At 54.9% G+C, this 24091-nt stretch carries 26 protein-coding genes; 8 read left to right on the forward strand and 18 right to left on the reverse strand.

What is annotated here, in order from left to right; translation table 11 throughout:
• Positions 1-40: 40 nt before the first annotated feature.
• A complete protein-coding gene (locus tag ACFFK0_RS16180) occupies positions 41-1285 on the reverse strand; it encodes a hypothetical protein (RefSeq protein WP_377471303.1) in 1245 nt (414 codons plus the stop codon).
• Positions 1286-1562: 277 nt separating this feature from the next.
• Here ACFFK0_RS16180 and ACFFK0_RS16185 point away from each other — a divergent pair, with 277 nt between their 5' ends.
• Positions 1563-1970, forward strand: coding sequence for a hypothetical protein (locus tag ACFFK0_RS16185; RefSeq protein WP_377471304.1), 408 nt, complete (start codon positions 1563-1565; stop codon positions 1968-1970).
• Positions 1971-2216: 246 nt separating this feature from the next.
• On the opposite strand, the gene ACFFK0_RS16190 is transcribed toward ACFFK0_RS16185, so the two are convergent.
• A complete protein-coding gene (locus ACFFK0_RS16190) occupies positions 2217-2621 on the reverse strand; it encodes a hypothetical protein (RefSeq protein WP_377471305.1) in 405 nt (134 codons plus the stop codon).
• A gap of 313 nt (positions 2622-2934) precedes the next feature.
• Here ACFFK0_RS16190 and ACFFK0_RS16195 point away from each other — a divergent pair, with 313 nt between their 5' ends.
• A complete protein-coding gene (locus ACFFK0_RS16195; RefSeq protein WP_377471370.1) occupies positions 2935-3405 on the forward strand; it encodes a C40 family peptidase in 471 nt (156 codons plus the stop codon).
• A 158-nt stretch (positions 3406-3563) separates the two neighbouring features.
• On the opposite strand, the gene ACFFK0_RS16200 is transcribed toward ACFFK0_RS16195, so the two are convergent.
• Entirely contained in the window at positions 3564-4232 is a 669-nt protein-coding gene (locus ACFFK0_RS16200; protein ID WP_377471306.1) for a response regulator transcription factor, read from the reverse strand.
• 12 nt (positions 4233-4244) lie between these two features.
• Complete coding sequence (locus tag ACFFK0_RS16205) at positions 4245-6317, reverse strand: sensor histidine kinase (RefSeq protein WP_377471307.1); 2073 nt, start codon at positions 6315-6317, stop codon at positions 4245-4247.
• A 218-nt stretch (positions 6318-6535) separates the two neighbouring features.
• On the opposite strand from ACFFK0_RS16205, the gene ACFFK0_RS16210 reads away from it, so the two are divergent.
• The gene (locus ACFFK0_RS16210) at positions 6536-7207 is read left to right on the forward strand and encodes a hypothetical protein (protein WP_377471308.1); all 672 of its coding nucleotides are present in this window, start codon (positions 6536-6538) and stop codon (positions 7205-7207) included.
• A 127-nt stretch (positions 7208-7334) separates the two neighbouring features.
• Here the strand turns inward: ACFFK0_RS16210 and ACFFK0_RS16215 are convergent, their stop codons facing one another.
• The 4 genes from ACFFK0_RS16215 to ACFFK0_RS16230 all read right to left on the reverse strand — a co-directional run bounded on the left by ACFFK0_RS16215 (position 7335) and on the right by ACFFK0_RS16230 (position 9711).
• Entirely contained in the window at positions 7335-7652 is a 318-nt protein-coding gene (locus ACFFK0_RS16215; protein WP_377471309.1) for an ArsR/SmtB family transcription factor, read from the reverse strand.
• 2 nt (positions 7653-7654) lie between these two features.
• The gene (locus ACFFK0_RS16220; RefSeq protein ID WP_377471310.1) at positions 7655-8071 is read right to left on the reverse strand and encodes an SRPBCC family protein; all 417 of its coding nucleotides are present in this window, start codon (positions 8069-8071) and stop codon (positions 7655-7657) included.
• Between the two features lie 104 nt (positions 8072-8175).
• Positions 8176-9120 (reverse strand): arginase, encoded by a 945-nt coding sequence (locus ACFFK0_RS16225; RefSeq protein ID WP_377471311.1) that lies wholly within the window; start codon positions 9118-9120, stop codon positions 8176-8178.
• A gap of 48 nt (positions 9121-9168) precedes the next feature.
• Positions 9169-9711, reverse strand: coding sequence for a ribonuclease H-like YkuK family protein (locus tag ACFFK0_RS16230; RefSeq protein WP_377471312.1), 543 nt, complete (start codon positions 9709-9711; stop codon positions 9169-9171).
• A 172-nt stretch (positions 9712-9883) separates the two neighbouring features.
• On the opposite strand from ACFFK0_RS16230, the gene ACFFK0_RS16235 reads away from it, so the two are divergent.
• On the forward strand, positions 9884-10057 hold the full coding sequence (locus ACFFK0_RS16235) for a hypothetical protein (protein ID WP_377471313.1): 174 nt from the start codon (positions 9884-9886) through the stop codon (positions 10055-10057).
• A gap of 51 nt (positions 10058-10108) precedes the next feature.
• On the opposite strand, the gene ACFFK0_RS16240 is transcribed toward ACFFK0_RS16235, so the two are convergent.
• The gene (locus tag ACFFK0_RS16240; protein WP_377471314.1) at positions 10109-12118 is read right to left on the reverse strand and encodes a beta/alpha barrel domain-containing protein; all 2010 of its coding nucleotides are present in this window, start codon (positions 12116-12118) and stop codon (positions 10109-10111) included.
• A gap of 133 nt (positions 12119-12251) precedes the next feature.
• Between ACFFK0_RS16240 and ACFFK0_RS16245 the strand changes: the two genes are divergently transcribed.
• The gene (locus tag ACFFK0_RS16245) at positions 12252-12467 is read left to right on the forward strand and encodes a hypothetical protein (protein WP_377471315.1); all 216 of its coding nucleotides are present in this window, start codon (positions 12252-12254) and stop codon (positions 12465-12467) included.
• A gap of 119 nt (positions 12468-12586) precedes the next feature.
• Here the strand turns inward: ACFFK0_RS16245 and ACFFK0_RS16250 are convergent, their stop codons facing one another.
• Entirely contained in the window at positions 12587-13027 is a 441-nt protein-coding gene (locus ACFFK0_RS16250) for a hypothetical protein (protein WP_377471316.1), read from the reverse strand.
• Between the two features lie 164 nt (positions 13028-13191).
• Here ACFFK0_RS16250 and ACFFK0_RS16255 point away from each other — a divergent pair, with 164 nt between their 5' ends.
• Positions 13192-13563, forward strand: a complete 372-nt coding sequence (locus ACFFK0_RS16255) for a helix-turn-helix domain-containing protein (RefSeq protein ID WP_377471317.1) — start codon at positions 13192-13194, stop codon at positions 13561-13563.
• Positions 13564-13731: 168 nt separating this feature from the next.
• Here ACFFK0_RS16255 and ACFFK0_RS16260 read toward each other — a convergent pair whose 3' ends face one another.
• The 5 genes from ACFFK0_RS16260 to ACFFK0_RS16280 all read right to left on the reverse strand — a co-directional run bounded on the left by ACFFK0_RS16260 (position 13732) and on the right by ACFFK0_RS16280 (position 16307).
• Positions 13732-13923 carry a hypothetical protein gene (locus tag ACFFK0_RS16260; protein ID WP_377471318.1) on the reverse strand — a complete coding sequence of 64 codons (192 nt, stop codon included), beginning with the start codon at positions 13921-13923 and terminating at the stop codon, positions 13732-13734.
• 207 nt (positions 13924-14130) lie between these two features.
• The gene (locus tag ACFFK0_RS16265) at positions 14131-14286 is read right to left on the reverse strand and encodes a hypothetical protein (protein WP_377471319.1); all 156 of its coding nucleotides are present in this window, start codon (positions 14284-14286) and stop codon (positions 14131-14133) included.
• Between the two features lie 164 nt (positions 14287-14450).
• The gene (locus tag ACFFK0_RS16270) at positions 14451-15734 is read right to left on the reverse strand and encodes a L,D-transpeptidase family protein (protein WP_377471320.1); all 1284 of its coding nucleotides are present in this window, start codon (positions 15732-15734) and stop codon (positions 14451-14453) included.
• 54 nt (positions 15735-15788) lie between these two features.
• On the reverse strand, positions 15789-15917 hold the full coding sequence (locus ACFFK0_RS16275) for a hypothetical protein (RefSeq protein ID WP_377471321.1): 129 nt from the start codon (positions 15915-15917) through the stop codon (positions 15789-15791).
• A gap of 156 nt (positions 15918-16073) precedes the next feature.
• Positions 16074-16307, reverse strand: coding sequence for a hypothetical protein (locus ACFFK0_RS16280; RefSeq protein ID WP_377471322.1), 234 nt, complete (start codon positions 16305-16307; stop codon positions 16074-16076).
• A 343-nt stretch (positions 16308-16650) separates the two neighbouring features.
• On the opposite strand from ACFFK0_RS16280, the gene ACFFK0_RS16285 reads away from it, so the two are divergent.
• Both ACFFK0_RS16285 and ACFFK0_RS16290 read left to right on the forward strand, forming a co-directional pair.
• Positions 16651-18312: a thiamine pyrophosphate-binding protein gene (locus tag ACFFK0_RS16285; RefSeq protein WP_377471323.1), complete on the forward strand. Its 1662-nt coding sequence runs from the start codon at positions 16651-16653 to the stop codon at positions 18310-18312.
• A gap of 20 nt (positions 18313-18332) precedes the next feature.
• Positions 18333-20462: an ATP-binding protein gene (locus ACFFK0_RS16290; protein WP_377471324.1), complete on the forward strand. Its 2130-nt coding sequence runs from the start codon at positions 18333-18335 to the stop codon at positions 20460-20462.
• 44 nt (positions 20463-20506) lie between these two features.
• On the opposite strand, the gene ACFFK0_RS16295 is transcribed toward ACFFK0_RS16290, so the two are convergent.
• From ACFFK0_RS16295 to ACFFK0_RS16305, 3 genes are read right to left on the reverse strand one after another with little or no spacing between them, the layout of a single operon-like run.
• On the reverse strand, positions 20507-21601 hold the full coding sequence (locus tag ACFFK0_RS16295; protein ID WP_377471325.1) for a Ger(x)C family spore germination protein: 1095 nt from the start codon (positions 21599-21601) through the stop codon (positions 20507-20509).
• A complete protein-coding gene (locus ACFFK0_RS16300) occupies positions 21598-22692 on the reverse strand; it encodes a GerAB/ArcD/ProY family transporter (RefSeq protein ID WP_377471326.1) in 1095 nt (364 codons plus the stop codon). Before ACFFK0_RS16300 ends, ACFFK0_RS16295 begins: the two co-directional genes overlap by 4 nt.
• Positions 22689-24047, reverse strand: coding sequence for a spore germination protein (locus ACFFK0_RS16305; RefSeq protein WP_377471327.1), 1359 nt, complete (start codon positions 24045-24047; stop codon positions 22689-22691). The genes ACFFK0_RS16300 and ACFFK0_RS16305 overlap by 4 nt, the downstream gene beginning before the upstream one ends.
• Positions 24048-24091 lie beyond the last annotated feature (44 nt).

Here is a 24091-nt window from a genome sequence, read left to right on the forward strand (position 1 = left end):
AGCAGGGGGGCCTGAACAAAACCGGAACTTGGAATCCGAATCATTGCGGCTTGACCGTGTAACCGGTCGCTCTCCGCTTTTTAAGAATTTTAATCGACTGATCCAGCAGAGAGGGAGTACAGCTGACCTCGAGAAGGACCTCGCTTTTACGGCTCGCAAAAACGGTTACTTTCTTTTTACTGACCGCCAATTCGATGATCAATCCCAGAATGAAGCCGCCCACTAAGCCAAGCAATCCCCAAATTATTGGCCCCCAGTACAGAACGAATCCATATACCGCACCCAGAACCGCGAAGATCGTCGCGCCCATCATCGCTCCGTCCAGAATACTTCTGCCATCTACCCTATGAATGGAGTCCAGGATATGTGTTTGAGACTCAAGGTTTTCCAGAGGCAGTGCAACGATATGGTGCGAAGGGACCCCCAGCTTCTCCATGTCATGGATAACCATCTCCACAAAAGGTGAGTGTTCAAATGTGGCGACGATCTTTACTGTATTATTTTCTCCAGTGTTTAATTGTGCCAAGTTTGCAGCCCTCACTCTAAGGTATCGTATTTGCTCAATGTCGAATAACGTGTTGCTTTCATTTACCGATACATAGGCATGATAAATTGCAAAAGCGTACATCGAAGGCAGAAATAGAAACCACTGCCAGTCCACCATGGCTGCTGCGCTGCTAAAATCTCCAAGGAACGAATAAAGCCCGGCACGAACGGCCGCAGCCTTATAGCAGACAAATATCCACCAGGCCAAAACAAATGTGCCGACAATCGTACTGCCGCCATACAGCTGCCCCAAGCCCGGCGATAAGATCGACCAGACCATACCCACCCAGGGATTTCTCTTGTCAAGGATGACTACATCAAAATAGCTGACCTCCGAAGGTGAAATAGGTGCATCTTCAACTTCAGACAAAATGTGACTTTTATTGACTTCCACCGTACAACGGTAACTGTCCCAGATGCAATATGCATATACGGCCACGTAAAGCAAAGCCCAGTCCTGGTTGAGTTGAGCCTTTGCCTCCTCGAACCTGCCAAGAAAGGATAAGGCAATCGCCATATTTAAATTAGACTGACTGTTGACCACAAGTTCCCAAATGATCAGCACAAAGCCATGCAGGTACTTACCTATGTACATGTGCCCAAACCCCGGGAAGGCAACAGACCACCAGGCGGCAATCCAAGGAGTGCGGGGATATACCGAGTTGATCCCGAGTACGGATATTTTCCCTTTGGCATAGCGGGGTTTTATGTTATCCGATTGGAATTTGCGATGCGGCATAAGGCCTCTTCTCCTGCGGCTTGATCTCTTCAGGTAATATTACCAACAACTACCTGCGCTATGAATCCCTTCCTCGCAGGAAAAAAATAATATGGCACCTATCCTGCCTTCATCTCGTATTGATATTTGAAAAAGTCGGTTTGGCGGGATTCAACGCCTGCGGAGGAAAGCGGCACTAACATTCAGCAAACACTCAGCGCGGAATCAAGTACGATTCAGCTTCACCTTGCATAATGGGCTTAACATTCAGAACGAATTCGGACGGAGGATTCAAACGATGATAAAACGGCTGATCACGGTCGGGACGTTAGCCATAACCATGACAATGAGTACGGGCCTCACAAAGTCGAACGCTGAAGCCTTGCAGCCGCGGCACGTAGATGTAGATAACCATGAGGCTGCTGCGGACCTCGATCGTTTTCTGGCGGCCCTCGGGGCAAGCGACCAGCAGCAGATTTCCGATGCTCTGTATGAGGGACGCTCGCTCGCCGATATCGCCGAAGCGAACGGCAAACCGGCGCAGGACATCATTGAGCTTCAGGTTGCGCAGCTGTCGGAGCAGCTCTATCTCCGTATGGCAAGCGGCCAGCTGTCGCCAAGCGACTATTATGCCCAGTTGAAGGAGCTCCCGGCCATCGTCTATGAGAGCGTATATGGCATTGCGGCGGAAAGCTCCACGGTTTAATAGGAGTAACGCAAATGCCGCTTCCCCACCGTTCCGACCCTCATCGGGCCGGTCCGTGCATCACACTGCTCCGCCTGATTATAAGCAACCGTCAGCGTGAGCGTCGCTTCATATCGTCTCCTGCTTACAATCCAAACAAGCTTCCGTGACCCGCTTTCACAGCGGGTCACGGAAGCTTGTTTCTTGTAATCAGCCGGGGGCCGCCATCAGTCTACGAACATTTCCGAAGCGGGCCCACGCTTGCCGTTATGAAATTTTCCGCGTCGATTTAACGGATTCCTGATGCTCCTTGCACAAGAAGCGAATGTACTGTACCGTCGCTTCCTTGACCTTCTTCGCTTCCTCCAGCGAGGAGAAGCAGTATTCGGCCGTATCGGTCGCCCCGTACCGCTCCAGCTCTTCAGCCCCCATGCCCAGCGCCGAATAGTTAAAGAACAGCTCGTAACGCGCCCGCTCGCCGGCATTCTCGATAAAGATGTCCTTCGTGAAGAAGGAGCCCTTGTTCAGCACCTTCAGGTGCAGCCGGAACGGACGGTCCGGGTCGGATACATAGCATTTGATCGTCGCTTCAATCTCAAGCTGTTTATAGGCTTCCGGCGGCTTCTGCAGCGGCTCGGACGAAGTCAGCGCTTTCCATAGTTTACGCAGCATATTGTCCATCCCCTAGTCCATCGATAAAATGTTCCATACGTCTCATCGGATTGAGTAAGGCTATTATACTTCGTTTCCTCCGGGATTTCTGTGAAGGAGCATACAGAACAACCGAATTTGCGTTCCGTTGAGGCAGCTATTAAGACCTTATCCTAACAAATATACGCCGCCCCTTCGGAAAAGTTTCTCATGGGAACTCCATGCAGCGCTGCCAGCAACGGACTAGAGCTTTTCTGCTGGATATCATAGTACAATCATCCACGGATAGCAAATCCCATCAAATCAAATAAGGAAGTGGATTACCTTGAAGAAAATGTTAACCGCTGCCGCCCTGTCGCTCTCGATCTTAGCCTCGACGTCCGTTGTTAACGTTCCGCTGTTCGGGCCTTCCACTGCCGAAGCCGCCATCACGACCGGCGACCGTCTTGTCGGCAATGCCGAGTGGTACTATGGCAAAGTTACATATGTCTTTGGCTCGCGCGATTTGGCGAACCTGCGCCTGGACTGCTCCTCCTTCACCCAGCTTGTGTACAAGAACCTGAACATTTCCATTCCGTGGGGTTCCAAGGCTCAAGCGGCGAAAGGAAGATATGTATCCCGCTCCAGCCTGCAGAAGGGCGATCTTGTCTTCTTCCGCACTCATGGAAGCGCCATTGACCATGTGGCGATCTACCAGGGCGGAGGACGCATCATTCACAACTTGCCGAACCGCGGTATCGTGTCCTCGAACATGAACGACAGCTATTGGAGCAGCCGTTACGTGACTGCGCGTCACATTCGATAAGCAGCGAGCAAGGCCGGACGATCTCCCCTGATCGGTCCGGCCTTTGTGCCGTACCGGACAGGATTCGCCGAAGCCGGCTCATTGAGCTCGGCGATATCAATTATATTAGAGAAACAACAATCCGCCTTGGCTCTGCTGTGAGCCGGGCGGATTGTTGACTATTCCGCACCTAGTCCCGCTTCCCGGGCGAGCAAAATCGCCTGTGCGCGGTCGGCTACCTGAAGCTTGTTCAGAATGTTGCTGACGTGGTTGCGCACGGTCTTCAGGGTCAAGCCGAGCTTGCGGGCGATTTCCCCGTTGCCGCAGCCGCGGGCGATCCATTCCAGCACCTCGCGCTCGCGCTCCGTCAGCTTCGGAAACAGCGGATGGTTCGCCGGCTTGCTGACGACGGAGTCGAAATAAAACATCATCTTGCGGGCAATCGCCGCGCTGAAGATCGCTTCGCCGTTCGCTACAACGCGAATCGCCCGGACGATCTCCTCCTTGTGGGCTCCCTTCAGCATATATCCGCGCGCCCCGGCCCGCATGGCGGAGAATACGGAGGCATCGTCGTCAAACATCGTCAATACGAGGATGCCGATGTGCGGGCTGACGCCCGTAATTTCCCGCGTCGCTTCGATACCGTTGCGCCCCGGCATGCTGACATCCATGAGAATGACATCAGGCTGCAGCGCCTCCGCCAGCTTGACCGCCTCCTCGCCGTCAGCCGCCTCCCCGACGATCTCAAATTCCGGAATCGATTGCAGCGCCGAGACGAGCCCTTCCCGAAACATCGGGTGATCGTCGGCCAGCACAATCCGCAGCCGGTCCATATCCGTTCCCTCCACTCGCTTTCCCTCCTATTTGCCTGCCGCTATCGGCAATTCGACGCTAATCGTCGTGCCTCGTCCGGCCTCCGAAGCCAGCGCGCAGCTTCCGCCGAGCTCCTCGGCCCGCTCCTTCATGGAGCGGATGCCGATGCCCGGCTTCAGCTTCTCCGGCAGCCCCGCTCCGTCATCGCGGATCGTCAGCCGCAGCTGCCCGTTCATGGCAACCAGCCGGACGACGCATTGGGCCGCCCCGGCATGGCGAACCACATTCGTCAACGCCTCTTGAACGATCCGGTATACCGCCACCTCGACGGCGGCCGGCAGCCGCAGCCCCCGCTCGACTCCCTCCAGCTCCATCTTCACGCGACCGTCGCCGATCTGCAGAACTAGCTCCTGCAGAGCGAACGCCAGCCCGAATTCGTCCAGTGCGGGCGGCCGCAGCGCGTAGACGAGGCGGCGAATGTCCGCAATCGATTCCCGCAGCTGGGCTTGCACCGTCTCAAGCGCTTGCCGGGACCGCTCCGGCTCGGATTCGTAAAGGAGCAGCGCTTCATCGAGGCGGAGCGTCATGCTGGCCAGACCGGAGCCGAGTCCGTCGTGCAGATCGCGCCGCAGCCGGCGCCGCTCCTCCTCTCGTGCGCTCACGAGCCGTTCCCGCGAACGCTGCAGCTCCGCCGTTAGCCGTTCCGCTTGAACGGCAATGCTCAGCTGCCGAATCAAGTCGTCCAGCACATCCCGCTGCCCACCCGGCAGTACTTCGCTCAAATGATCCGTTCCTACAATCAAACGGCCTACCAGCTCACCTTGAATGGAAAGCGGAATGGAGCTCACCCTCCCGCCGCTGCCGTCCGGCTTTCCGTAGGAGGCGATCACCGCCGTCTCTCCGTCTCCCGTCTGCATCTCCAGCGCCGTGTAAGGTACGCGCAGCACCTGCGCCGTCGCTTCCACAATGTCCGGCAGCAAGGAGTGCTGCGTCAGCGCACCTTCAAGCCGCCGGGACAAGCCTGACAGCACCTGGTAAGGATTGTTACGTTCGCCGTAGACGAGCACGTTCACCGAGCGCTGCACCCACTCGCGCAGCGGTTGAAACAAGACGGCGGCCAGACCGACGAGCAGCAAGCTCACGACACCGTTGGTACGTCCCTGGAACAATAGCCCCGCCGCCCCGACGAGCAGCACGTAACCCATAACGCCCATGATGCTGAGCACGAGATACACGAGCGTCCGGTTGTACGGCACGGCCAGATGACGCCCCCTCTTCTCCAAAACGATGACTCCGACGGAGAACGGCAGCAGGAACAGCCCGATATACAGCACTACCTGGAGCAGCATCCGCAATATACCGTTGTTATACTCCAATACGAGCACCCCGCTCACCCCGCCGACCGCATAGCAGAGCATGCCGACGGCGAACCAGATCATCTGTCTCCTCTGTTCGGCCGGGCCTTTGCCGTATATTTGGTAATAGGCGACTACGAGCGCTCCGTGCGTAACGAGCATAAACACATTGCGAAACCAAAACGGCCAAGCATTCATCGACAGTACCGGAAGCTCGGGCATCGTGATCACGACGACCTCGGCAACCAGCCACGCAAGTCCGGGCACCATCGTCCAGCGCGGACTGAAGCGGCCTCGGGGGAGCAGGAACAGTACAAATACGTACAGCGAACCAACTGCATTAAGTACGAAAAATATCGGCTCGACAAAAGGGTGGTACCGGAACACGAGATCATCCGTGCTGAAGATCGTTCCCGTAATGACCAGGAACATAGAAGCAACGATACAAAAGTGATCCTTCCAGCCGTAACGGTATACGAGGAACCCCATCAGCCAGGAAGACAAATTTTGGATCGCCAGGACAACGACCGTTAACCCCCCGTACAATGCCGGACTGACGCCGATCGCAGCAAGCTGCGCGAACATCTCCTCGCTCAGCTGAAAGAAGCCGCAGCCTTCGCTGCAAGGAACAGGATACAGCCAAATGCCCATCTCGTGGCTGTAATAAGACACGATCAGGCAGGCCGCCAAAGACGTCCACCAAAGGGCATGAAGCAGCACATAGAAGGCTTGGCGCAGCCGAGCCGGAACAACAATTGCTTTCATGACGCTTCCGATCCTTTCGCCGCGGTAGGACTTTCCTCTCAGTATAGCATGCACCCGTTCCCGGCGGCTCGGGAAATCGGAAGCCCCGAGAAGTTCCCGGCAAGCTCGGGAAGAAGCACCCTTGCTGCCGGGACGGCGGGACCGCTACGATGATAGGCATAAGGCCGCGGCCGCTTCGCCGCACGGCTATCCGAACGATCAAGGAGTGTCATAAACCAATGAATGTGAACGTACCTTCCGTATTTTTCCGCTTTAGCGGCTGGGCTCTGCTCATTGCAGGCATCATGCACACCCTCATCCAATTCGTCCACCTCGACGATGTTCCCGAAGGAATGGCGCAGATGAGCTATTTTGTCGACGTCGCCGTGTGGAGCCATGTCGCCCTGATTTTTGCCGTCGCTCTGACTTTGTTCGGACTTACCGGGCTGTTCCTCCGCCATATCGCCGTGTTGAGATGGTGGGGCTGGGTCGGCTTCGCCTGCATGTTTCTCGTCTTCTACTACGATGTCACGCACGCCGTGCTGCAAGTATTCCAGTATCCGATTCTGTTTGACGGGATCCAGGATGAGCAGAAGCTGAAAGAAGTATCCGACCTTGTCATGCGGATACAGACGGAGTCGGGGATCGGCAGCACGCTGATGCGGATGCTGTTCCCGGTTATGCTGCTCGGTACGCCGCTGATGGCGGTCAGCCTATGGCGCGCGCGAATTTATTCCAAATGGCCGGCAGTGGCCCAAATCGTTCTTCTTGTCGTCCTCTTCGTGCCGATCGAGGCGCTTATGAGATATGCGTTCCCTGTCTCTTTTCTCGTCTATTCGTGGTACGGAGCCCTTCTCGCTTTCGAGAGGCTGAACGTTCCCCAGGCTTCGTCCGCCGGGCACGCCGCTTAACAGCCGCGCATGAACGATTCCCCGCACGTCCGCTTCAAGCTCCACAGCAAACAGGCAACCGCCGAGTCGCAAGGACTCCAGGTTGCCTGTTCCATTATTACGGATATTACGTTACGCCCTGCCGGTATTACTCCTCCACAAAGCGTTTGAGCGCAGCCAGCTTGTTCTCCCAGAAGCGCTCGTAATGGTCGAGCCAGCGCTTCAGCTCCAGCAGCGGCTCAGGCTCCATCCGGTACCGCGTCTCGCGTCCGACTTTTCGTTCTTTGACAAGTCCCGCTTCGGTCAGTATGCGCAAATGCTTGGAAACGGCAGTCCGGCTGATCGGATAGTGACTGCTGATGACCGTGACCGGCAGCTCCTGCTCTTCCAGCAGCCGGAGCAGCGAGCGCCGGGTCGGATCGGCGATTGCCTGGAAGACGTCGTGCTTCGGCGACGGCGCAGCCATGGTCAGCCCTCGATCTTCGCTTTCAGCTTCTGAACGATGCCGACCCAGCCTTGGTTCATACGGTCGCGCACGATCCGGTGCGATTCGCCGAATTCAGTTAAGGTATCGGCATCCCAGCCGCCGTGAATCAGCGTAAATTCCGTCTTGCCGTCGTTCTCTCTAAGCTCGAACGTGACGGTCCAATCTTTGCCCCAGCGAAACGACAACCGATTCGGCGGATCAAGCTCCGTCACACGGCAAGGAGACTTGCCGAACGGAACGGCATCCAGGTGGAACTCGTGACCGGCAACCGGCTGAAAGTCGTTCGGCATAAACCATTCGGCGATGCCTTCCGCCGTAGCGACGGCATCCCAAACTTTCTGAATCGGCGCGTTAATCGTGATTTCCTGACGAATATCGGGCAGTGTGTTTGTTGTCATGTTTGTTCCTCCAATTTGAGCTGCGATCGTTTGTGCATCTAATGCGAAACCTTTTGGTTTCGCGTCGACGACCGTTTCATCATACGACACCTTTAGGTTGCATGTCAACACCGATATGATTGGCGTTCACCGAACAATGAGCAGAGCAGCGCGACCGCCGTCGTGGCGGTTTGGTTGCGCGTGTCGACGATCGGATTTACTTCGACGATATCGGCGCTGCTCACGACGCCGGCCGCCGCAAGCCTTTCCATCGCCAGATGGCTTTCGCGAAATGCGATGCCGCCGGGTGCCGAAGTGCCGACACCGGGAGCATAGTAAGGATCGAGCGCATTGAGATTGAAGCTGACATGAACGCTTCGACCGGCCTGTGTGGCGATGCCGATCGCTTGCTCGATGGCTCTTTTCATGCCTAGCCTCTCCAATTCGCGCATCGTGTAAACCGTAACCCCCCGATCCCGCAGCGGCGAGCACTCTCCGGCATCCTCCGACCGTGCACCGATAACGACAACATGCTCGGGCTTCACCGGCGGGGCGCCTCCGCCCAGTGCCGCAAGGCGCGGATCGCCGAAACCGAGCACGGCTGCCAATGTCGTCCTTAACACCCCGGGGCCGCTTCCTCTCGGCGCCGGCTCCGGCATCGGCGCATCGCCGCAGGCGTCGAACCAAATCAGTCCGACGCCCCCCAGGGCCTGTCTGACTCCGGCTATGGAACCGATTGCAACATGGTGGTCTCCGCCGAGGATCAGCGGGAAGCGGTTTCCTTGCAGCTCATGCGCCGTCCGGGCGCTGACCTCCTTGCATACCCGCACCTGCTCGGATAAACAAGCGGCGAGGTAACGGTAGGCGCCGGCATCGGCCCGTGACGTATCCGGGGGACGATAAACCGGTATGTCCCCGCGATCGGTCACGCTGCAGCCCAGCTCCTCCAGCTTCGCCGCCAATCTCGCACAGCGCAAGGCGCTCGGGCCCATATCGACTCCTCTGCGCTCTCCGCTAAGATCCATCGGTACGCCTATGACAGCGAGATTGCCGCTACACATCGGATTCATGTCCGATCTCCTCCTGGACTTCTCTATATATGAGACCGCCCCCGCTTTCTATCCGAGCGCCATCCGAGCGGGTCGCTTCGTATGACGGTTCGCATAAGCGGAGGCGGCGCAGGCATGAGGCTTCACACGCGGAGCATACTTTCCCATCGCCTCCACACGGTCGACCATCTCTTGCACATATTTGGCGGTTACGTTCACCTTCGGCTCCGTCCCTGCATCGATGTCGATGTACAAGGTTAACGAGGCTCCCTGCAGAATATGGGGCAGCAGCAAATCCTCCATGCGGCGGATGATGTCTCCGGAGAAGATCGAAGCCACTTCTTGTGACAAGGCGGTTTCCATCGACAGCTTCTCCTTCACCGACTCGATTTCCCGAGGCACGATGACCGTCCGGTAGCACGCCCACGCGCCCTTGCCCAGCCGGTGAATGATAAGGCCGGTCACGAACTTCGTATACCCCCGGTGCACTTGACTGTCGGTGCCGATCATGAAGTGATACGAGGCTTGCGGATCCTGAGCCATAAAGCGAAGTACACGGCGGCACACATCATCGGGACTTAACTTGCTGTCGGTCAAATTTTGAAATCTCATGCTGCTCCCCTCCCGGATTCAGGCTCCGTTACGTTGGCGCTATGCTCACAGTATATGGCCGTCCCCGGCAAAATCGAACCGTGAAATGTTTATTTGCCGGCAACCGTGTCATAATGAGCGGACACTGCATATATATGTTTTGTTGAATAATTCCAATTGAGGTGGTACATCAATGATCGCAACGACGCAAGGTGTCGGCAAAGAGGAAGCCATGGATAAACTGCGGAACATGGGGCTTGACCAAATCGCCGTTTGGCTCGGCCGTCTGCCCGAAGACCGCTGGGAGCGAATGTTCCTCGATAACTGGCCTGCACTCGCCAAGAAATGCGGCGTCGAAAAGGAATAACATCCTACATAAACGCTGGCACGTTACCATGCAAAAACGCTCTGTCCCCGGTTAACCCCGGTTGACAGAGCGTCTTTGTTGCGGCACATTCTTCATCATGTACGGATACAACAGCAGCAGGCCGGCGATATAAAGTACGATCAATACATATAGAGGCAGCAGGTGAATGAAATCGATATACCCGATGTACAGGTGCACGGATAACCCCGCCGTAAACGCCGGCAGTCCGGCCAGCACGAGCATGCGCCACAGCCAGCGCTGTCCTTCTTGAATGCCCCAGAGCGCCGCAGCCGTCAGCGCTGCGGCGTCCGATACCAGTGCGCCTCCGAAGCCGGCCCGGTCGTGAGCGATGAGCGGCAGCAGCTTATCGTTGAACGACTGCAGCGTGTCCGGCGTCGTGCACAGGTACGCCAAATCTTGAGGCACGAATACGTTCGTCACCCCGACAGAGGCAATAACGATCCCTCCGACCCCGAGCATAACGCCAAGCACGACGAAGATGAGCTGCCCCCACTGCGCCATTCGCCAAGCACGATCGTTTCTGAGCGCCGGCATCCGGTCTACGGCTCTCCCGGCGCGGCTGCGCATGGCGAGGACGAACATCGGCAGCAGCACGGCTGCGGCCAGCGCATGCAGCGGATCGAAGTACCCGTAGCCAAGATATAGGAAAAACGAGCTGAAGCCGAGTAAGCCGGATACGAGCAGCGCCGTCTTGGCCCAGTGCAGCTGCGCCCTCAGACCGAAGCCCCCTAGCATCATATATAAAACCCCGATTGATATCATCGTTCCGGCCAGAGTCACCCGGTCGTGAGACATAAAGGAAAGCAGGCGGGGGTTCGCCAGCAGCAGCGCATTCCGATCGGCACCCAAATAAGCGATGTCATACGGCAGCATCACGCTGGTGACGGCGATGAACCACGCGATCAAGCCGCCGATCAGCATGCCTGCTCCCAGCAGCGTCATCCAGCCCCATCCGCTCCAAAACCCGGTTCCTTCGACCGCTTCATCCTCAGTCCGAGGAGCGTTGGACTCTGCCTCGAAGATCAGGGCATCATTGATGCGTTTCGGCAAGCCCGGGCCCGAATATACCAGACCGCTGTGCAGCATGACCGCATCCGCTCCGGCATCCCGGAGGCGAAAGGCATCCTGCGGTTCATGCACGCCGCATGCCGCCACTATGGCCGGCTCTGCGCCAATAATGACGCGCAGCCGGCGAACGGCCTCGGAGCCGGGAGCTAACGCTTTGGGCGAAACGTCCCACACCTGCCCATCTTGCGTATATTCGGTCACATAAAATCCGCGCCAGCCCGTCTGTATGGCATTCTCGGCAGCGGCTCTCAGCAGCGCTTCGTCCGCTTGGAGGGGGACCGCCAGCAGCAGCGGCTTTCCTTCCGTATTCGCACCTGCGTTACGATGCACATCTGCAAGCTGAATCAAGAGCTTGTTGAATTCGTCAACCGACCAGCCCCGGCGCCGCTCTCCGCCATTGTTGTCGACGGCCTCCATACAACCGTCAATCACAAAGCCCGCTGCATGGGGCCCAAGCTCCTTCATCAGCAGCTGCAGCTGGTTCACCGCTTCCGCCGCCGAGCTTCCCGGCATCGGCGCCAGCCGGAGCAGGTAAGGCAGCCGATGCCCGCGGGGCTTGTTCAATTTGGCCGCGATTCGTTCCAAACCATCATTCTGGAATCGATCGGGATAAACGATCGCTTCTTCCTGCGGCTTCAGCCTCGGCTCGCAGCGTTCCTCCGTACCGGCCGGTCGCAGCGTAACCGGACCGACCTCCATAAAACCGAAGCCGAACGGCGCCACTGCCTTGCGGCCGAGCAGCCTCGGGTCGACGGGGCCGCTCAGACCGACGGGATAACGCGTTCGGAAGCCGATACGGCTGCTCTCCAGCGCAGAGCTGCCCTCCATATGCCCGAGCGTGCGGATGACGAGCGGCCCCAGCGGCATTCGGCTGAGCAGCCCCATGGCGCCAAGCGCCGTATCCCGGGCGGCGGTCGCTTTCATGCGAAACAGCAGCGGACGGAATATCGTCTGATAAGACCAATCGGGCATGCGGAGCCCCCTCGCTTTTTCCAAGTAAAATCTGTTACTTAAGACACAGAATTATCCAATAGAATTAGTCTATAATGACTATACTGGCATACGATACGACTACGATTTAACTACGTTTCAGAGGTGAACCGGCATGAGTAAAGAACAAATTGAAGGGTTAATCGGCAACCTTCAGGATTCCAAAGAAGATCTGGAGAAGTGTGTCGACCTGCTGTGCGGCCTGCAGAGGTCGAAAGGCCCTGTCACGGAAGCGGTCATTGCGCTGAAGTACGAGAAACCGAATCTTCATAAGATGCTAAAAAGCCGCCTGAACCACAATCCCGGCATTCGCATGGTGCTGGAACTGTAGGCTCCCGGCGATACCGTTCACATGGTACGGCAAACGGTAATAAGCGCCCTTCTCTTAACGAAAGAGGGGCGCTTCCTTATTTCTCCATTCAGAGACGATATCCTGCTTTTGCAATACTGCTAACGTCTTGCATCAACGAGGGGGGCCGCGCTACCGAAGCTGAAATCGAACAGCTGCCACCGTTGATACAGCTTCTCGATCTTCTCGTAGTGTTCCTGCTGGGCGACGGCCACTCCGCCGACGACGTTTCTCCAGCTTATGTCCGAAGCACTGCGCATCGTAAGCGTTACCGTATAGCGGTATCCCGCTCCGTAAGGAGCCTCCTCTACTTCTGCAATTCGGCCTTCGCTAAACGCCTCCTGCCCGCCGTACTTGACGCGGAACCCCAAGATGAGCCGGTCTTGCCGGGGGAGCTTCAAATCCGACACAAATTGCAGCTTATGAAAGCCGATCGCTTGAACTTGAACCGGCTTGCTCCTGCTCGTTACCGAACGGCCGTTCAAACACTGAATGTTCATATCGCAACGAACATCCGTTACAGCCCAAACTGTCGTGTACATTTCACCGCCCCCTGATTAAGATACATTATGTATCACTATGAATATGAAAAATTCTTGTTTGTACTTTTCCCTTCCAAAACAAGCCCATTCATTGGTATAATTGATGTTACGAAATGGATACACTAGGAACATTGACTACCAGCAGGATTGTGAGGTATGGCCGTATGACGAAATACGGGGAACGAATCGCCCTCCTCCGCGAGAAACAAGGCATGACTCAGGAGGACTTGGCTACGGCGTTAGGCATCTCTCGCGCTGCGCTATCCCATTATGAAACGAACCGCAGAGAACCCGACCATGAGACGATTACCAAGATCGCGAATCACTTTCGTGTCACTACGGATTATTTGCTGGGTCGGACAGACGACGCCGTGAAGCAGCTAGACCCCGATGTGAAAGAATTCGTCGACAGCCTGGAATTATCGGATGAAGACATCATGAAGAAATTTACGCTGACCGTCGATGGAGAGAAGCTTACGCCGGAGGAAGCGAAGCGTTTCATAGCTTTTGTGAGAGCCGAGCGATTGATGAAATAATTCTACATTATGATATTATGATACATTTTGTATCGTGTCAATCGAAATGAGCCGGCCCGCAATGGTTGAAATTTTGCATAATCTTGTCGGTTCCATTCGCCATTCGTCCTCATCATAAACAAACGCATCGTGCCTAAGGCCGATGCGTTCGTCCGATCCTCTATGTATTTAAGCCATCAAGGGTAATGTAATGAGCGGCCCCAGCTCCTTGCTTGCCCTTTCTTTCTGTGCGCAGGAGATACATTGCCCAAGCGGGATTTTGACTTTGTAGAATCCGGTTCGGAACGTATGCTCCACGCTGCCGACCGGCACGAGGGTGCTGCATTGTATACAGTAAACCATGTCGAATTGTTGTTTCATGACTGATCTCCCCTTTGCGGAAATGATGTATAGATTGTCGTCGGTCGTTACATTTTGTATTATATTTTGATTATATGATACATTATGTATATTTGCAATACGTTTTCCGACATTTTCTGTCGCCAGAAACAAAACAAGCTGACAATAGCGCAGTAACGCAACCGTCAGCTTGTCCGGGAATGCTCGAGGACCAAATATATTTGGCGACTACCGGTTGTCCGGAACCGTCTGTTTCTCGCCATTCGACTCTAGGGAAAAAGCGCGATGCTCTTCAATACTCGGCAACGATCGTACCCATTCTTGAAAGCTGGCTTTATCAATACCAAGCTGCTCAACCACAGCCGATAGCTCAAGCAATTTCATACGTTTCCTCCTAAAATCCGATTTGGTCTCGTCATTTTCTCTATAGTAACTCCATGTATATCGTTATTAATATTATCGGTCAATTAAATTCCAATTTCTAGGGTGAGGTGTGTCTTATTTTGTCGCCCTACCTAAAAAATATCTTAATTTCAGCTCATACATTGCTAATTAAGCCAATGAAATACTTTATCATGCGCCTCTTCATGAGCAAAGCTTACGTCATTTGTTAAGATTCCGGTTATATCGGGCTGCGGCCGGCCGTCTTCGCCCCTCGCCAGTGGAGCAAGAGCCGTGAACGCTGCGTTCGCCGATTCGACGATTTCGACAATCGTCCCTTTCGGAACCAGCGGATACAGCATCGCCATGTCTCCATTAAGCAAACGTATACAGCCAGCGGACATGTTGCCTCCGACCGATTGTTCATGCATCGTCCCGTGAATGGCAATCCGGCCAAGACCGAGTCCCGCGACCCCATATACTCCCGGCGAAGAGCCGGCAGGCTCCCGCACTCGCTCCGTCACCTGAAATTGTCCGGTCGGCGTAGCTCCATCCCTGCCGAGTCCGACCGTCTGTTCCAGCAGCGCCACGCCCCCGGCGGCGGCCAATCGCAATTTGTGGCTTGCCTTGTCTACGATAATCCGGTACGGTTCATAAGGGAATTTTTCATAACTCCCTTGCACATTCGGGTAAAATATCGCTGATGCTTCCTCCGCATTGCGGTCGTATACCCATCCGCCGAGCCCGTCGAAAGTACCGGTAACGTGTGATTTTCCGGAAACGGGTTCGATCGGGAGCACCGAAATATAATTGTTCGGATAATCTCCGGCCAGCTCGGTTACACGCTCCGGAAGCCGCCCATGCTCCCGCTTATAAGCAAGAAGGGCCGTGCGAATATAATTCGCTCCGGCCGCAGTCCATATTTGTTGTTGCCTATCCGGTTCGTTCGGCTGTGGATCCTTGCTCGTCTCGTATACGGCGATTTTTCCGATCCCCCAGTTCTGCAGCAGCGAGGCGGTTCGCTCCGTGTAGCTGCTGTTTAATAAAAGAATCAACAGGATCGTGTTAAACACAATTAATAGCAGCAGTATGGCTGCCATCACCACATACGGCGTACGCAGCTCCTTCTTCGGATTCGGGTGAGCTGTGTGCGCTGCCGCCGCGGGTTCTGCCGCTCCCAGTCTGCGAATCGCGCCGGCCGCCCGGTAATAATAGTCGGAAGGATACCGTTTCATCGATTCACGATAATGATGGATCGCTTTGCCTGGGTCACCTTCGCTCTCCAGCTTCTGTGCCAGCCGATAATGCGCTTCGGGCGCATCGGGATTTAGGAACCGGATCACTTTCTCGTCGTATCGCGGGTCGCTTCGATGAATGTACAGATTGTGACGAATCCGTACGAGCTGATGTTTCAGAGGATTGCTGAATCTTCCTCCAGGCTGCCTCTCCACAGGAATCCCTCCTCAGTATCCGATACATTACGTATCGTGATAGGCGCGAAAAATTCACTTCATCTCCCAGCACTCCAAATTCAGAAACCAGTGCTGCAGCTTCTCGAACTTCTCCATAGCTACTAATTTCGTGTGCGGCCCGGAAATAATTTTAAATTTATAAACAATATAATAGCTTTCCATCGTCTTCGCCTCCAAAGAGCACGAGGTATCTGATACACAATGTATCATCAAGTCGAAAAATAATCAAGCATGAAAGCGACAATGCGAAACAACCCGGCCCTTCGCGGGGGCCAGGCTGTTTCCGGCTTCGGTCCTTTGACCTTTAGAAAAGGTACGTTACAGAACTTGGGTCATTGGGTTTCGGCAGTACATATATTGGGATGAAAGCTGAGCACGAAGGAACGATAAGAAGCTCTTGGCTTCTGATACGGTGAGAAGCCGATCCTCCAAAGCGAATGAATACCGGGCGAGCAGCACTTCATCATGCTCGTGGATCTCCGCGCCAAAGGCGCGTATATCGTCAACTACAGCCGACATTCCTTTCCCGAGACCGCCCACATCATTCTGCATAGGTATTCTCTCCTCTCTGAAACGTGCATATCATGATTTCCTTATATATCCATTGCTATTTTACTACAACTTAAGCCCCAGTGCACCCATTATATTCATTAATTTTTCCAATATTTCTGTAAAGTTCGTCATTTTTTGTCTTTGCCGTATGATTGGCCTGAGATCAGAAAATAGCCCCACCCCCGGACTTTGTTGAAGCTTGTCGCATGTACTCGAAGCATGTCTTCATAAATACCCACTTATGGTTAAAAAAGGAATTCCGAAATCGATGTCGAAGTGTATACTTCGAACAACACTCATGACGAAACTTCAGTGAATACTAAGAAATATAGGAGGATGGAACGTGAGAGCCATACAAGCTGTCATTGACTATGTCAGGCAGGGCGGTGTGCGGTATGTGTTCGGCATCCCCGCCGGTTCCGTGAATGCATTCTACGATTACTTGTACGAATTGACCGATCTGACCCCGGTCATCGCCAAGCATGAAGGGGCCGCCGGCTATATGGCGGCCGCCTATGCGAAGTACAGCGGCAAATTGGCGCTTTGCATCGGGTGCAGCGGGCCCGGCAGCACGAATTTGCTGACCGCAGCTGCAAATGCGATGAGGGAGCATCTCCCCGTCTTATTCCTTACAGGCTCTGTGCCGACCAAAACAGTGGGGCTTAATGCGTCCCAAGAGCTGGACGCCGTTCCCTCCTTCAGCGCCTTAGTCAAAAGCAGCGTCAGCGTCTCGAAGCCGGAGGAGCTGCTGCCCGCCGTCGTACATGCTGTCGAAACCGCTCTTGGCGGCGTGCCGGGTCCTGTTCACGTAGCGATGCCGATCGACATGCAGCTGGCTGACATCCCTCCCCCTGCCATACCGTTATTTCCGGCTGTGAAACCTATGCTCCCGACATCGGCCCAAATTCAAATGACCGTAGGCGAAATCGTTGCTTGCGGACGCGGTCGCGGCTTCGTCTTTGTCGGGCAAGGAGCCCGCAATTCCGTCGAAGAGGTGCTGCAGCTCGCGGAGCTGCTCGAATGGCCGATCGTCGCTACGCCGCAAGCCAAGGGTCTTATTCCCGATTCGCATCCTCTGTATCGCGGCGTGTTCGGCTTCGCCGGTCATGAATCGGCGAGCGGGATCGTATCGTCGGAAGCGTATGAGGCTGTTTTTGTCATCGGCTCCAGCCTCGGCGAGACCGCTACGTCCAATTGGAAACCGGAGCTGACGGAAGGGCGGTGCGTCATCCAGCTCGACTATGACGAGACGGTGTTCGATCGGCATTATAGAACGAATATACGACTGTGCGGCGAAGCCGGTGAAACGCTTCGCCTTCTGCTCGACGAGCTGGAGCAGCAGCCGTCGCTGCTCCGGACCGCATCGGCCGCTGCGTCTCCAAAGCGTGACGGCGGCTTCTATCCAGCCATCCGTTCCGGCATGTACGATACGCCGAATGTTCTGCTGGAGCTTCAGCGCTGCTTGGCGGCCTCAACCGTCTATTCGGTGGACATCGGCGAGTTCATGTCCTATGTGATTCATCACATGCGGGTCCTGGAGCCTCGCAGCTTCGATCTCAACGTTCACTTCGGCGCAATGGGAACGGCGATCGGCACCGCCATCGGCATGCAGCTTGCGGCGCCGGAGCGCCCGGTCGTCTGCATTACAGGCGACGGCTGCTTCTTCATGCACGGCATGGAAATATTAACCGCCAAAGAGTACAATCTTCCGATCCTGTTCGTCGTCATGAACAACGCCCGCCTGGGCATGGTCCATCACGGCCATTCGCTGCAATACAAGCGGGTCCATCCCCGTTTCTCCCAAGAGCCCGTCAATTTGGCCGCTGCTGCCGAAGCATTGGGCATTCCCTCCTATCGGATTGAACGGCTGCAAGATATAACCGCGGGGTCGATCGCCAAGCTGCAGCACGATTTATCGGGGCCTGCGCTGTTAGAAATTTCTTTGGTCGATAATCAAGTGCCCCCTATGGGCGACCGCGTGAAATTTTTATCATCGTTCAAATGAAGGACTGGAGGATACGGAAAATGTCGGACCATGCGCGATACACTAGACTTGCGAAGATGAGCGAAATCATTAATTCCAACTTGGACGAAGATCTGGTTATGGACGCGCTCACAACCATTATTTCCGAGGAGGTGTTTCAGTGCGATTCCGTCGGGATCTATTTGCCGGCGGAAGGCGGCAAGTTTCGCGGATATACGGGAAAGCCGCACCATATCGACGGAGTCACGCTGGACCAGATGGTGATCGATCCTTCCGCCGACCAGCTCGCTCTTGAAATTTTAGAAAGCCGCAAAAGCATTTACATTCCCGACACGTCGACGGACAGCCGGCCGGATCAGCGGTCGATTCATTTGTTCCGCATCATTTCCTTGTTCTGCCTTCCTTTGGCGTTCAAGGAGGAAACCTACGGCCTTGTGTTTCTGTTCAATAGCGGATCTCCGATGAATCTGAGTCCGGAACAGCAGCAAGCGGTGGAGGCTTATGTCAACATGGCCGCCTCCGCCCTGCACAACATTAAGCAGTTCCATCATATCAACAGGCTGCTTGCGGAAAAGCAGCTGCTGCTCGATGTGAACCGGGAGCTCGCTCATTGTGTCACGGAGGAGCAGATCATCAATACGGCGTTTAAATATATCGGCCAGGTGCTCGACAATCAAAACATTGCCGTGCATTTATCCGACTATCAAGGCAAACGGTTCCGTCCGGCCAACCTGAATTCGGACAGCGAATGGACCGAATCCGATTGGAAGGAAACCCATAAGGATATCAAGCTAAATTATGACAAAGACCGTCTCTTCCAGGAAGTGATTCAAACCCAGAAGGCTGTGCTCGTCCCCGACGTCACGCTCGATCCCCGCCCGAATCAGGAAGCCTGCCGCCATTTCGGCATTCGGGGCATCTTCATGATGCCGCTCGTGGCGGCCGGGCAAGTGCTGGGGACGATTCCCGTCGTGAGCTTGGGCAAGCCCAGAACGTACCCGGAAGCCGCTCGCCATTTGGCGCAGTCGATCGCCGATTCGACCGCTACCGCCCTATCCAACATCATCCGCATGGAGCATTTGGAACGCATCGTCGAGGAAAGAACCGAAGAAGCGCTGAGCAAGCACAAGCTGATTCAGCTTATTCTTCATTCGGCGGGCGAAGGAATTTACGGTTTAAACACCGAAGGCCAGATCACGTTCTGCAATCCGGCCGCTGCGGAGATGCTCGGCTATGCCATGGATGAGCTGATCGGGGTGCTGCATGAACAAATTTTATGCAGCCGCGAACCGTCCGCCGAGCCCGTATACTCGCTCGTCAGCTCGGTGCCGGTGCAGGAGGAGTCCGAACAGGCCGGAGAGGAATGGACGCTGCGCAAGAAAAACGGCGACTGCTTTACGGTAGAGGCGGTATCGTCCCCGATCGTGGAGGAGGAAGAGATTGTCGGTTCCGTCATTGTATTTAAGGACATAACGGAACGCAAACGTGCGGAGGACATTATCCGCAAGGCGGAGAAGCTGTCCGTCGTCGGCGAGCTTGCTGCCGGAGTCGCGCATGAAATCCGCAATCCTCTCACTAGCCTGAAAGGCTTCGTGCAGCTGCTGCGAGGAAACTCCACCGTGAACCGGTCCTATCTCGACATCATGCTGTCCGAACTGGACCGGATGAATACGATCGTCAGCGAATTTCTCTTTCTCTCCAAGCCTCAAGATTCGATCTACGAGGGAGGAGAGCTTACCAATATTTTGGAGAAGGTCGTCGGACTGCTGGAAAGTGAAGCCCATCTGAGGAACGTGCAGTTCAGGCTTCATTATCAATTCGTTCCCATCATGATCCATTGCTCGGAAAATCAGCTGAAACAAGCCATTATCAACATTCTGAAAAATGCGATCGAAGCGATGCCGAACGGAGGCGTCATCTCGATCGACGTTGCGTCCTGCGATGAGGGCCGCATCCGGATTCAAATCGCCGATCAAGGCACCGGCATTTCCAAGGAGCGCATCGGCAAGCTCGGCGAGCCGTTCTTCACCACGAAGGAGAAAGGCTTCGGGCTCGGGCTTATGGTCACCTCCCAAATCATCAAGCAGCACCGCGGTGAAATCAGCTTCTACAGCGACGGGGTCAAAGGGACGACCGTTACCCTCACGCTGCCGATGACGAGGGAAGAATAACGGCAGGAAGGGCTGCCCGCTCCGCAGTACGGAAACGGCAGCCCTTACTTGATGACGCCGGAGCTCAGCATCGTGAAATCAACCTGCACGTCGAATTTGGCTTTCGGGTACAGCTCCTTCCACCGCTCCCACTCCTTCTCCCCTTCGTAATGCATGGCCCGATATCTCAGGCCGAAGCCGACAGGGTCCACCCCTTTGCTCTGCAGCAATGTAAGCAGATGAAGATTGCGTTTCACGCTCTGCTTCTCGACCGCCTCCTGCAGCTCCCGCCAATCTTCGTAGAAGACCGGTTTGCTGGATTCCTCCGCCATCCCCTTCATGGTGCTTTTAACATGTATCGTTACCGGAATATCGCTGCTGCCGCCCGACAAGTGATACGATAACTTGTAGGACATGATCGACATATCGAAATCGGTATCGCCGTGATCGGTATGCACATCGAACTTCTCGAAGCCCCGCACCAGCTGGTTAAACACCCGCGTTTCTTCCGGACTCAGGATGACGCGAACCTTGCTTTTGTCCAGTACGGCTACCTGCTTAATGACAAAAGTATCTTTTTCCACGTGAATGATTGGCATGTACGGGTCTTTCCCCTTCTCCATGAGCCGGCGATAGAAGTCGGATATGCTTTCCGTCACAATATATGACGATTCCGTCCCTTCTTGGTCGAAGCTGAGGAACAAATAGTTGGCCGGCAAACGTTCCGATGGGGGGCCAGCTGCAAGCACCTCCGCGGCAGACGGTTCGCCGATCGCCACATAGCCGATCATTTGAATGTCGCGGCGGCGCATGAACCAATCAAACGGTCTCACCATGTCCTGCTCCGCGAGAGACTTGCCGAACACGAACACTTTGGCATGGCCGAAATCGATCTCCTTATCGACCTTCGATTTCAACAGCCGAATCGCTTGCGTGATCGAATCGGCTTCCTCCGACACGAGTTGAAATTTGTTCGTTGTTCCCGGTTCTATGCGCGGCGAGGGGATTCCCAGCTTTAACGTTACCCGATACGGCTTTGACGGGTTGTTCGTTAAGTCGACCCCCATAGCCAGCACGAAGAACCGTCTATCGATATCTTTGAAGCCGCAGCCCGTTAGCAGAACCGAGAACAGAGCGATACAGCAGATGCTTCGCTTCATGCGCTAACCTTCCTTCCAAGCCACCAGAGCAGGGAGACGAGCAAGAGCTCGCTCGGCAGACGAATCTCCAGCCAGAATGAGGTTAGCTCGATGAACTGCTTTTCATTAAAATAGCGGGACAACAGCATAAACCCTGCCGTCACCGTACCGAAAATGGCCCATTTATCCCAAGGAAGCCGGTTGTTCAGCGCGTTTTCAATCGTTCTTGGCAGCAAGCCCTTCGTAAGCTCCATTCCAATATGCCAAGTTAATGTAATAAATAGCAGGCAGACGCTCAAATACAGCAGCAGAAAGACGAACAGCACGCGCTCTACAAAGCCGAATTCCATCCGCAAGGAGTCCGCCGTCGAAATCCATATATAAATATAGTGATCTACGGCAACGGTTCCATGAAGCCCGACCGGAATGAGGAACGTTGTCAGCAGAACACCTGTCCCGAGGATAGGAATGGCCCAAATAAAACCGGGCTTTCTTCCGATCGGAAAGCTTCGGTTCAATATCGACCAATTGACATATCCCGTAAACACATATGAGGATGCGGAAAGCGCCTGCCAGCTCGGAGGTGCAAAGACGTAGTCGGTTAAGGACCACACCGCATCCCAATCCATATATTTGTTCGATAACGCTTTGAACAAAATGAGCCCGATCAGCGGTACATTCAAGAAGAGCAGCACTTCGCACAAGTACATCACGGAGCGGCTGTCCCCTGAAGCGGCAATGGAACTGACCACCGCGAGAAATAAGATTAACAGATGCAAATTGAAATCCGGATTGACGAAGCGCTGAATGATACGGGAATACGTGACGAGCACGATGCCCCCCGCCATGAACCACATCACCGCCAAATACAGTAAAAAGCTCTTGCCGACCCATCCCGGCAGGAGCTGTTCGAATATTTCCGGCAGTCCTTGCCCCGGGAACTTGGCGAGCGATGTCGCAAACAGACGGGCGAATCCGTACCCAAGGATAATACTAAACCCGATCGAGGCGAACGCCCCGTCGTTTCGCTGTCCGATGAGCAAAGTCGGAACAAATAATATCGTATTCGCCAGCATGCACAGGACCACAGGGTAAAACACGTATCGGTTCAACCGGGATCACCCGCCTGCTCGGGAAAGTTAACCTTTCTTTCTCCGATGTACAGCCTTAAGTAGGGCTCGCCGTAGCTGCGCAGCCGTACCAGCAAAGTGATAACGAGAAATACGCCGACCATGATGCCGATTACGCCGAACATGGCGGCGAAGACGATCAGCACATATTTGACGAACCGCATCGCGAAGCTCATCGCGTTGATCGGAATGACGAAATTGGCGATTGCGACGGCGGATGTAATAATGATCATGATACTGCTCACAAGTCCCGCTTGCTGTGCCGCTTGGCCCAAGATGAGGCCGCCTACGGTCGTCGCCGTCGAGCCGATGAATTTGGGCAGGCGTAAGCTTGCCTCGATCAGCGATTCGATCATGAATAGCATGATTAACACTTCAACATAAGACGGATAGGGGACGGCAGCCCGGCTGCCCGCGATCGACAGCGTCAGCTGCACGCGAAAGATTTCCGGATTATACGATACGATCGCGACATACAACGCCGGAAGCATCATCGTCGCAAACAGTGCGGTATACCTCAGCAGCAAGAGCATTCTCGTCAGCCAAAAGGAATGATACAAATCGTCCATCGCCGCCATAAAATCATAAAACACGGCGGGAAGAATAAGCGCAAACGGCGTGCCTTGCATCAGAATGACGATTTTGCCCTGCGCCAAATTCATGACGACCCGGTCGGGACGCTCCGTAATCATCATGACCGGAAACAAGGAAAACCTCTGGCCGTTAAGCAGCTTCTGCAGCTGCCCCGCTTCCTGGAGCACATCGACCCGCACGGACTTCAGCCTGCCCCGCAGCTCTTCGATAACGGTCGGCTTCGCCCGGTCCTCATCGAAGACGAGCAGTAATTTCGTCTTGGAGTTGTCGCCGACGATATGCTGTTCGACGTTCAGCCGGGGCTTCGCATACCGTTTGCGGATTATGCCCAAATTTGTCTGAAGATCTTCGGTGAGCGACCGCTGCGGCCCCAAGATGGTATTCTCGGTCTGGGTTCCCTGCGGTACATCGTTAATCGGCTTAACAACCTGAAGCGTGTATACCTCGTTGTAACTGACAATTACGGCGTTACCTTCCGTTACAAGCTGGGGCAGCGAACCGATGTCGCTTATCTTCTCGGCGCCGTCTGCGGCCAGTCCCCGGACGAACGCTTCGAAGCTGTCCGCTTTCAAGAACGGTTCGGCAATCCGCTCGTGAACAAGCGCGCTGTCCACGACGGACTGGATGTAGATGATATGGACGCTGAACCGTCCGTTCGACATACGATACGTATGTACGTCACTGGCATTGCCCATATGGCGAACAATGCGATTCACGATCAGGTTTTCATCGTCGGTATCCATGAATCAGCTCTCCTGAACATACGTCTTACGTTCAGTTTCGCCAT

It is taken from the genome of Paenibacillus chartarius, from assembly GCF_042432825.1.
Classification (GTDB): Bacteria; Bacillota; Bacilli; order Paenibacillales; family NBRC-103111; genus Gordoniibacillus; species Gordoniibacillus chartarius.

What these genes read in the sequence shown, in the direction of transcription:
- ACFFK0_RS16180 (WP_377471303.1), bottom strand. Translation starts at nt 1,285, where the DNA reads ATGCCGCATCGCAAATTCCAATCGGATAACATAAAACCCCGCTATGCC.
- ACFFK0_RS16185 (WP_377471304.1), top strand. Translation starts at nt 1,563, where the DNA reads ATGATAAAACGGCTGATCACGGTCGGGACGTTAGCCATAACCATGACA.
- ACFFK0_RS16190 (WP_377471305.1), bottom strand. Translation starts at nt 2,621, where the DNA reads ATGCTGCGTAAACTATGGAAAGCGCTGACTTCGTCCGAGCCGCTGCAG.
- ACFFK0_RS16195 (WP_377471370.1), top strand. Translation starts at nt 2,935, where the DNA reads ATGTTAACCGCTGCCGCCCTGTCGCTCTCGATCTTAGCCTCGACGTCC.
- ACFFK0_RS16205 (WP_377471307.1), bottom strand. Translation starts at nt 6,317, where the DNA reads ATGAAAGCAATTGTTGTTCCGGCTCGGCTGCGCCAAGCCTTCTATGTG.
- ACFFK0_RS16210 (WP_377471308.1), top strand. Translation starts at nt 6,536, where the DNA reads ATGAATGTGAACGTACCTTCCGTATTTTTCCGCTTTAGCGGCTGGGCT.
- ACFFK0_RS16215 (WP_377471309.1), bottom strand. Translation starts at nt 7,652, where the DNA reads ATGGCTGCGCCGTCGCCGAAGCACGACGTCTTCCAGGCAATCGCCGAT.
- ACFFK0_RS16220 (WP_377471310.1), bottom strand. Translation starts at nt 8,071, where the DNA reads ATGACAACAAACACACTGCCCGATATTCGTCAGGAAATCACGATTAAC.
- ACFFK0_RS16225 (WP_377471311.1), bottom strand. Translation starts at nt 9,120, where the DNA reads ATGAATCCGATGTGTAGCGGCAATCTCGCTGTCATAGGCGTACCGATG.
- ACFFK0_RS16230 (WP_377471312.1), bottom strand. Translation starts at nt 9,711, where the DNA reads ATGAGATTTCAAAATTTGACCGACAGCAAGTTAAGTCCCGATGATGTG.
- ACFFK0_RS16235 (WP_377471313.1), top strand. Translation starts at nt 9,884, where the DNA reads ATGATCGCAACGACGCAAGGTGTCGGCAAAGAGGAAGCCATGGATAAA.
- ACFFK0_RS16240 (WP_377471314.1), bottom strand. Translation starts at nt 12,118, where the DNA reads ATGCCCGATTGGTCTTATCAGACGATATTCCGTCCGCTGCTGTTTCGC.
- ACFFK0_RS16245 (WP_377471315.1), top strand. Translation starts at nt 12,252, where the DNA reads ATGAGTAAAGAACAAATTGAAGGGTTAATCGGCAACCTTCAGGATTCC.
- ACFFK0_RS16250 (WP_377471316.1), bottom strand. Translation starts at nt 13,027, where the DNA reads ATGTACACGACAGTTTGGGCTGTAACGGATGTTCGTTGCGATATGAAC.
- ACFFK0_RS16255 (WP_377471317.1), top strand. Translation starts at nt 13,192, where the DNA reads ATGACGAAATACGGGGAACGAATCGCCCTCCTCCGCGAGAAACAAGGC.
- ACFFK0_RS16260 (WP_377471318.1), bottom strand. Translation starts at nt 13,923, where the DNA reads ATGAAACAACAATTCGACATGGTTTACTGTATACAATGCAGCACCCTC.
- ACFFK0_RS16265 (WP_377471319.1), bottom strand. Translation starts at nt 14,286, where the DNA reads ATGAAATTGCTTGAGCTATCGGCTGTGGTTGAGCAGCTTGGTATTGAT.
- ACFFK0_RS16275 (WP_377471321.1), bottom strand. Translation starts at nt 15,917, where the DNA reads ATGGAAAGCTATTATATTGTTTATAAATTTAAAATTATTTCCGGGCCG.
- ACFFK0_RS16280 (WP_377471322.1), bottom strand. Translation starts at nt 16,307, where the DNA reads ATGCAGAATGATGTGGGCGGTCTCGGGAAAGGAATGTCGGCTGTAGTT.
- ACFFK0_RS16290 (WP_377471324.1), top strand. Translation starts at nt 18,333, where the DNA reads ATGTCGGACCATGCGCGATACACTAGACTTGCGAAGATGAGCGAAATC.
- ACFFK0_RS16295 (WP_377471325.1), bottom strand. Translation starts at nt 21,601, where the DNA reads ATGAAGCGAAGCATCTGCTGTATCGCTCTGTTCTCGGTTCTGCTAACG.
- ACFFK0_RS16305 (WP_377471327.1), bottom strand. Translation starts at nt 24,047, where the DNA reads ATGGATACCGACGATGAAAACCTGATCGTGAATCGCATTGTTCGCCAT.